This window comes from uncultured Maritalea sp., assembly GCF_937139385.1.
GTDB classification, from domain to species: domain Bacteria; phylum Pseudomonadota; class Alphaproteobacteria; order Rhizobiales; family Devosiaceae; genus Maritalea; species Maritalea porphyrae_A.
Genome location: NZ_CAKZPW010000050.1, coordinates 1 through 7,527 on the forward strand (window position 1 = coordinate 1; position 7,527 = coordinate 7,527).

The 7,527-nt window shown below is 49.3% G+C and carries 7 protein-coding genes and 1 pseudogene; all 8 read right to left on the reverse strand.

Annotation, left to right across the window (positions count from 1 at the left end; genetic code table 11):
- A pseudogene (locus tag Q0231_RS02150) lies at window positions 1-527 on the reverse strand (lipid-A-disaccharide synthase); the annotation flags it as partial.
- Window positions 528-1,325: a UDP-2,3-diacylglucosamine diphosphatase LpxI gene (gene lpxI / locus Q0231_RS02155; protein WP_269394179.1), complete on the reverse strand. Its 798-nt coding sequence runs from the start codon at window positions 1,323-1,325 to the stop codon at window positions 528-530.
- Window positions 1,318-2,124 (reverse strand): acyl-ACP--UDP-N-acetylglucosamine O-acyltransferase, encoded by an 807-nt coding sequence (gene lpxA / locus Q0231_RS02160; protein WP_299344495.1) that lies wholly within the window; start codon window positions 2,122-2,124, stop codon window positions 1,318-1,320. The genes lpxI and lpxA overlap by 8 nt, the downstream gene beginning before the upstream one ends.
- 2 nt (window positions 2,125-2,126) lie before the next feature.
- Window positions 2,127-2,585 carry a 3-hydroxyacyl-ACP dehydratase FabZ gene (gene fabZ / locus Q0231_RS02165; RefSeq protein WP_269394177.1) on the reverse strand — a complete coding sequence of 153 codons (459 nt, stop codon included), beginning with the start codon at window positions 2,583-2,585 and terminating at the stop codon, window positions 2,127-2,129.
- Between the two features lie 15 nt (window positions 2,586-2,600).
- Window positions 2,601-3,638 (reverse strand): UDP-3-O-(3-hydroxymyristoyl)glucosamine N-acyltransferase, encoded by a 1,038-nt coding sequence (lpxD, locus tag Q0231_RS02170; RefSeq protein ID WP_299344501.1) that lies wholly within the window; start codon window positions 3,636-3,638, stop codon window positions 2,601-2,603.
- A gap of 70 nt (window positions 3,639-3,708) precedes the next feature.
- On the reverse strand, window positions 3,709-6,081 hold the full coding sequence (bamA, locus tag Q0231_RS02175; RefSeq protein WP_299344504.1) for an outer membrane protein assembly factor BamA: 2,373 nt from the start codon (window positions 6,079-6,081) through the stop codon (window positions 3,709-3,711).
- A gap of 129 nt (window positions 6,082-6,210) precedes the next feature.
- On the reverse strand, window positions 6,211-7,320 hold the full coding sequence (gene rseP, locus Q0231_RS02180; protein WP_299344507.1) for an RIP metalloprotease RseP: 1,110 nt from the start codon (window positions 7,318-7,320) through the stop codon (window positions 6,211-6,213).
- A 29-nt stretch (window positions 7,321-7,349) separates the two neighbouring features.
- Window positions 7,350-7,527: phosphatidate cytidylyltransferase (locus Q0231_RS02185; RefSeq protein ID WP_299344510.1), on the reverse strand; the 178-nt coding region annotated here is incomplete at its 5' end.

Consider the following 7,527-nt stretch of genomic DNA (forward strand, 5'->3'; position numbering starts at 1 on the left):
AGTTCACTCGGTTTCTGAGTTGCTTGAACCCGTTCTGCCATATGGCCCACATAGGTACATGTGGGACCATCTAACTCAGCAAACACCCTGGGTTCAAATGGCAAGACTGCCAAAACCTCGTCATATAGGGGCTTGATTTGCTGCGCACGCTCAGGCTTCCATGCCCAAACAGACGGAGCCACATAAAGAACAATTCTCGCGTTCGGCAAACGTTTGCGCACACCCGCAGCCACACGATTGGAAAACTCTTGGCTGTCGATTAGAACCACAACGTCAGGCTTTTGACGAACGATGGCGTCAATTGTTTGCCGCAATCGAAACAACAAGAGTGGCAAACGCAAATAGACGTCGCGCCACCCCATAACGGCCAAATCTGACATGGGAAATAGGGACTTGAGCCCTACTTCATGCAACGCGGAGCCGCCTACACCTGTAACGTCGAGTTCGACACGTTGCTGTAGCTGGCTAACCAGATCAGCGCCCAATTGGTCGCCTGAGCTTTCGCCAGCAACGACAAACAGGCGCACTTACCCCCACCCCACAACGCTGACACTGCGCTGCTCCGCTAGATCTACTACGCGCGGCCGGTCCACAACCAGACATTTGTCGGCTTCAACAACAACAACACCCACGCCAGCATCCGCGCACAATTGAATTGTTTTTGGTCCAATTGTTGGCAAATCACCCAACCCACTCTGTTGTGGCTTTGCCACCTTTACAAGTACCAACTCACCAGCCGGAATGCGCAAGGTTGCCGCGATATTTTTTGCACGAACTAACAAATCGTCTGTGCCCAAAACATCCTCAGAAGCTACAGGCCGCAGGCCGTGAAAAACGATGGATTGTCCCAAATCAGTGCGCGCAATCGTACGTGCCAGCCGAATAAGATTTTCAGTTTCGTTGATCTTTGGGGGCACTTCAGGGCCACCAACATGACCACGCCCCGCCAATAGTGAAGGCACCAACTCGTGAATGCCCTTAATGTCAACTTGTGCATCCTTGGCGATCGTTCGATAGGCGGTTTCCAATCCAATATCGCTCATATCAAGCTTGCCCTGATAGTGCTGCACAAGATATGCGCCAACATTTGCCCGCAATTCAGGAGATAGATCCACGCGCCCGACTGCACATAGGGTACACACAGAAGCAGCACGCAACCGATTGATCAACTCAAGTGGCTGCCCAACATCAATATTGTCGTTCGAATTCGGTGCATCGCCAACCATCGACCACACCACGAAATCGCCTTCATACCGCTCACGAATAGCCGCCTGAGCGGTTGCCGCAAGTTCACCCTGACCAACCAACAAAGCCAGTTTATTCATGAGAGCCAACACCGTTCTTCGGCATGCAAATGGAACGCTCAGATGGTTTGCGCACGAATGACACCACAAGATCTACTAGTTCGTGCCCTTTAAAGATCTCTGCAGCATCTTCAACCCGTTCGCGCAAGGTACCTTCATTGGAAAAAATCATTCGATAAGCGGCACGTAGCGTATGGATTTCTTCGCGATCAAAATTGCGACGTTTCAAACCAACAAGGTTCAACCCGCCCAAATAGGCACGATTGCCCAAAACAGAACCGAACGGAATAACATCATTTTCAACCATGCTCATAGCACCGACGATGGAATGAGCACCGATACGCACGAATTGATGTACACCCGAAAGCCCACCAACAATGGCATGCTCATCAACAATCACATGGCCTGCAAGGGCCACATGATTGACAAGAATAACGTGATCACCAAGTTGACAGTCGTGGGCCACATGGGCACCTGCCATCAGTAAAACATGATTGCCAATCCGCGTTTCCATTCCGCCGCCACTTGTGCCGGGATTAATGGTTACATTCTCGCGGATCGTGCAATTGTCACCAATGAACAAACGGCTTTGCTCACCTGCGTATTTTTTGTCCTGTGGTTGATGTCCAACCGAGGCAAAGGGGAAAATCTCGCAACCAGACCCAATTTCTGTTTCACCCGCAATGGCAACATGAGAGTGCAAAATTGTGTTGCTACCGATAGAAATCTTGCCATCTAGAACGCAAAAAGCGCCCACGCTGACATCTTCGCCCAGTGTTACATTTTCACCGATAACTGCCGTCGGATGGATATTTGCCATTCTTATTCGTCTCGCACGATCATTGCGCCAACTTCAGCTTCTGCAACCACAACACCGTTTACAATGGCCTTGGCCTCATAGCGGCCAACATTGCGACGTCGATGCGCCTTTTTGATGTGATATTCCAACACATCGCCCGGCTCAGTCGGCTTTCTGAACTTCGCCTTATCAATGGTGAGCAGAAAGACCGTATATTTGTCGCCCTTCTTTTGCTCTTCAGCAATAACAATCGCGCCAGCGGTTTGCGCCATCCCTTCCAGAATCAAAACACCTGGAAATATCGGTTTACCGGGGAAGTGTCCCTGGAAAATTGGCTCATTAAAGGTGATGTTTTTAACACCGATTGCAGACTCGTCCCCGTCCACTTCAATGATCTTGTCGATCATCAAAAATGGATATCGGTGTGGCAAGCACTCCAAAACCCGACTAATATCCAAAGCTGACAATTCACGATCTGTCATAAAGCACCCCGTTACTTACTTTTTGCGAACCAACCTTCGGATGGCCGCGACCTCTTTGCGCCACATATTTATTTCGGTTGCGGGAGACCCGCCAACCATGCCGCCTGCCGGGACATCTTTAGTGACCAACGAACAGGCGTAAACTACTGCTTTATCGCCAACTTTTACCTTGTTGGAAATACCAGCTCGCCCGGCCAAAAGAACACCATCGCCAAGCACAGCTGAACCGGCCAACCCCACATGCCCCGAGAGTTGGCAGAACCGACCAATAGTTGAATTATGTGCAATTTGCACCAAGTTATCAATTTTTGTTTTCTCGCCGATCACTGTGTCATCAAGCGTTCCACGATCAATGCTTGTGTTTGTGCCGATCTCAACACCGTCTTGAATGAGCACCCGGCCCAATTGCGGTATCTTTTTTGGACCGTTTGCACCTGGCAGAAACCCGAAACCATCCGCCCCAATGCGCACCCCAGAATGAATGAGATTGTCATCGCCAATATGGGAAAAATATATGGAAACATTGTCCGCAACAATCGAACCTCTGCCCAGCGTGACCCCGCGCCCAAGGACGGTGTTTGGGCCAACTGAAACATTTTCGCCGATTTCAACGCCAGCCCCAACCATCACATTCGGGGCAATATCGCAGCCCGTGCCAACACTGATGCGACCAAGCTTTAAAGCCTCAGACCAGAGCATCAACCCAGAGTATTGAGAGCGCAACGCCCCCTGATAGAGGATAGACGCCAAGTCTGTGAAGGTCTGGTAGGGCTTTGGGGAAACGATGACAGACAGATCATCGGAACAGTGCTGCAACAAATGCTCAGGTACAATCACTATGCCCGCCTGTGTGGCCTCAAGGGCCTCCACATAGGCTGAATCGGCAACAAAGCCCAGTTCACCATCAACCAAATATGGAACCGTCCCTGCCCCGCTAACCTCTTGATCGAGGTCGACCCTACTCAGATCGCAAGCATCAAGCCCTTCGCAGTCCGCAACCAACTGTCTAACGGTCGGGCGAATCTCAAGCGGGAAAAAGCGATTATCAACCATGCAAAGTCCTAAACAAAAAGGATCGCAGATTGTGTCCGCGATCCCCTAATGCCGTCAAGTAGATTGTTGCTTAGAACAATGTCTGAATTGTGAGAGCAAATACTTGTGTGTCATCTGCTGCATCTTTGTCGAGTACATGTGCAAAGTCACCGCGCAAAGGACCAAGTGGAGAATCCCACAAGATGCTGGCGCCGATTGACGTACGTGTTTGAACGCCATTGCCACTTGTAATCAAAGAACCGTCCAAACCAGATGCACCAAGATATGCAGCATCTGCCCATACAGCACCAGACAGGCCATAGGCTTCTGGAACCACTGGAAGCGGGAACTCAACCTCAGCCGATACAGCAACATACTCGGAAACACCCAAAGCATTGGTGCCATTCTTTGGACCATAGCCATGCGACTTGAACCCACGGATCAACTGTGGTCCTGGAACAAACGCTTCAGTTGGGTGAACTGATCCACCACCAAGTTCGTTGATAATGCCAGCTTGACCTTTGATGCTGGCAACTACGCCGTGGTCAGGCAGCACTGGAATGTAATACCGGCCCTTAACTTCAGTCTTAAGCAAGTTGTGGTCGATACCAACATACTGTTGTGTCAAATTGAGCGCATAGCCTTCGCTTGGCGAAATCTGATTATCGACGTCTGTATAATTGAGCGTATATCCAACGAATGCTTTGTTCACTGCCCCACCAAGACCTGTGATGTAGGTCGGCGCATTGGCATCTGTATCAGTGTAAGTGGTTTGATCAAATCCTGCGAAAACAGAAGCACTCAGCTTGTCAACAACAGGAGCACCAACACGGAATTGGAAGCCAGTTGAATCTGTACCATAGTTGTAAGGCTTACCCTCATCCACAGTACGACGATAAGCATCAATTCCCGCAGAAATATCAAGGCCCATAAACTTCGGCTCGGTGAACGAGAAGTCGTAAGTTCTACTGCTCAAAGTTCCACCAATGGCAAGCTTCAGTTTCTGACCCTTGCCAAGGAAGTTTGTTTCTTCAAGCGACAATTCGGCACCAAAACCGGTTTGCGGAGAATAGCTCGCGCCACCGCCCCAGCTGCCTGTTGATTTTTCTTCAACAACAACATTGATCACAACACGGTCAGCAGCTGTACCCTGCTCCACGTTGACTTGTACACGAGAGAAGAACCCTAGCGCTTGCAACGCATCGCGGCCAGCGGCCAAGAATGTGCGGTTGAATGGGTCGCCTTCAGCGAACTCAAACTCACGACGGATAACAAAATCACGTGTGCGTGTGTTACCAAAAACATTGATACGCTCAACATAAAGCCGCGCGCCTTCATCCACCAAATAGGTCACATTAAAGCGCTTCGCTTCAACATCGCGATCCAAACGTGGGCGAACCTCTGCAAACGAATAACCTTGATGTGCAGAATCACGAGACATATCAGCGGCAGTGCGCTGTAGGCTTGTGAGTGAATAGCGACGCCCCTCATGGGTCCGAATTGATGATCTTAGTGCATTCGCATCAAGGCCAACAATGCTTGTTTCAATGTCAATCGTGCCAAACTCATAACGCTCGCCTTCATCAATGGTAAAGTTGATGAAATAAGCATTTCGGTCTGCATCAAAATCTGCAACAGCAGACAAAACCTGCGCATCTGGGAAACCACGATCCGCGTAATACAAACGCACAAGCTCACTATCTACATTGAGTTTGTCTTCGTCATAAACATCATCACGGAACAACCAGCTCAACAAATGAGATTCATGGGTGCGCAGAATTGCTTTCAATTGCGCATCGCCAATGGACTGGTTGCCCGTAAAGTTAATTTTGGCAATGCTCGCGCGATCACCTTCATTAATCAGGAATGTCAGCTTAATACGTGCGTTTTCGCCAATTTCGGTCCGTGAAGTCACAGAAACCGAGTTAAACCCGGCTTGATCATAGGCAAGTTCAATATTGCGCGCGTCTTGAGCAACCGCCGCCTCGGTGTAAACACCGCGAGAGGACGTCTCAATCATATCGGAAAGTTTGGCGTCAGAGAATTTCTTGTTACCCTCAAACAGCACAGAAGACACAATTGGGTTCTCTTTTACGACAATCCGAAGCGTGCTGCCCGACATCGAAACGCTAACAGAAGCAAACAATCCGCTTTGATACAAAGCGTCGATTGATTCATCGATCTTTGACGATGTTGCATTCTGCCCTTTGCGCAAGGCAAGAAAAGAAACAACAGTGCTGTCATCCACACGTTCGTTTCCGGTCACTGTAATAGACCGGACAGTTGCAGCATAAGCCGCCTCAACACCAAGTAAGCCACTGATTTGACTTGGCATCAAAGGCCCACCCAAAATCAGCAACATCCCCAAAACCAAACTTGGTATAAGCTTTGCTCGTGCAATCATATTCCCGACGCCTTCCAGCACTTCCCGCGCAAACACAGTATTCCCTGCCGATTGCGACACTAACTCCATGATCTGTTTTACTGTTTCTTAAGCCAAACGCAAGACCTAATAGGCTTTTACGTTACCAAAAGATGTGCAGTGCACCCCTTGCGCAACACTTTATAAATACCTAAGCAAACCGATCACATTCTAAAATATATCGTTGACGACCGAAAAGACCATTAGTGACAAAACAATAAACATTCCAAATCGATAACCCATCTCTTGGAATTTCTCACTTAGCGGTTTCCCGCGCACAACTTCGTAAAAATAATAGACCAAGTGCCCACCATCCAACATGGGGATGGGGAACAAATTAAAGATCCCAATATTTAGCGACAATAGCGCCATCAGGTTGATCAGGGTGAACACCCCAAGCGTGGCGGCTTCTCCGGAGATCTTTGCGATTTTAACCGGACCACCCAACTGGTCCACATCGCCCTTACCAACCAGCAATTCGCCCAAGAACTTAAATGAGCGGTCGACAATCAAAATCATCTCGTCAACTGTGATGACCACCGCTTCAACTGGATTTGGGCGTACAAAAATCACATCTTCTTGCGTTGCGTTGCGCGAAACACCCAAATACCCAACGTTTGATATATTGCCAAACTGGTCCGTGCGCTCGCGGACACCGGTGCGCACATCCAAAGTCATCGCTGTACCAAGTCGATAAATTTCAACGAGAATGTCACGTTCTGGGCTGGTGGCAACAATCCGTTGGAAATCACCAAAGCTACGAATCAAATAGCCATCTACCCGGACTATCCTGTCTTCTGGCATAAAGCCGGCAATAGAAGCTGGTGATTGGGGTTCAACGCCATCGATCTGGGCTTCCAGCGTGTAGCGACCCAACCCAACCAAAAGCGCATAGAGCACAATGAAGGTGAAAATTATGTTCGCAATCGGCCCCGCGATAACAACAGCTATGCGTTGCCAAACATTTTTGTAAAAGAAGAGAGATGATTGCGTTTGTGCATCAAATTGCTCCAACCCTTCACGATTGGGCATGCTCGCCGCGTTCATATCGCCCACGAACTTTACGTAACCACCAAGCGGAATCGCACAGACTTTCCAACGCGTACCGTTCTTGTCATTAAACCCGAACAGTTCAGGCCCAAAGCCAATCGCAAAGACTTGCACGGCGATCCCGTTCCAACGCGCCACAAGATAGTGCCCCATTTCGTGCACAAACACGATGATGGTCAGCACCGCCAAAAAGGGCACAATCATGAAGAATAGCGCTACAATGTTTTCCAAAACTTATCCTTTTGCCGTGTCGGGCAGCTCTACCACCACAAGACACCTTCAGCGACGCGATCAGATGTAAAATGAGCAACGCCAATAAAATAGAGCAACACCGCGCCTACGGTGAAACTATCAATGCGATCCAGAATACCGCCGTGCCCAGGCAAGATGCGCCCAGAATCCTTAAGGCAAGCTTCGCGCTTTAACAGGCTCTCAAAC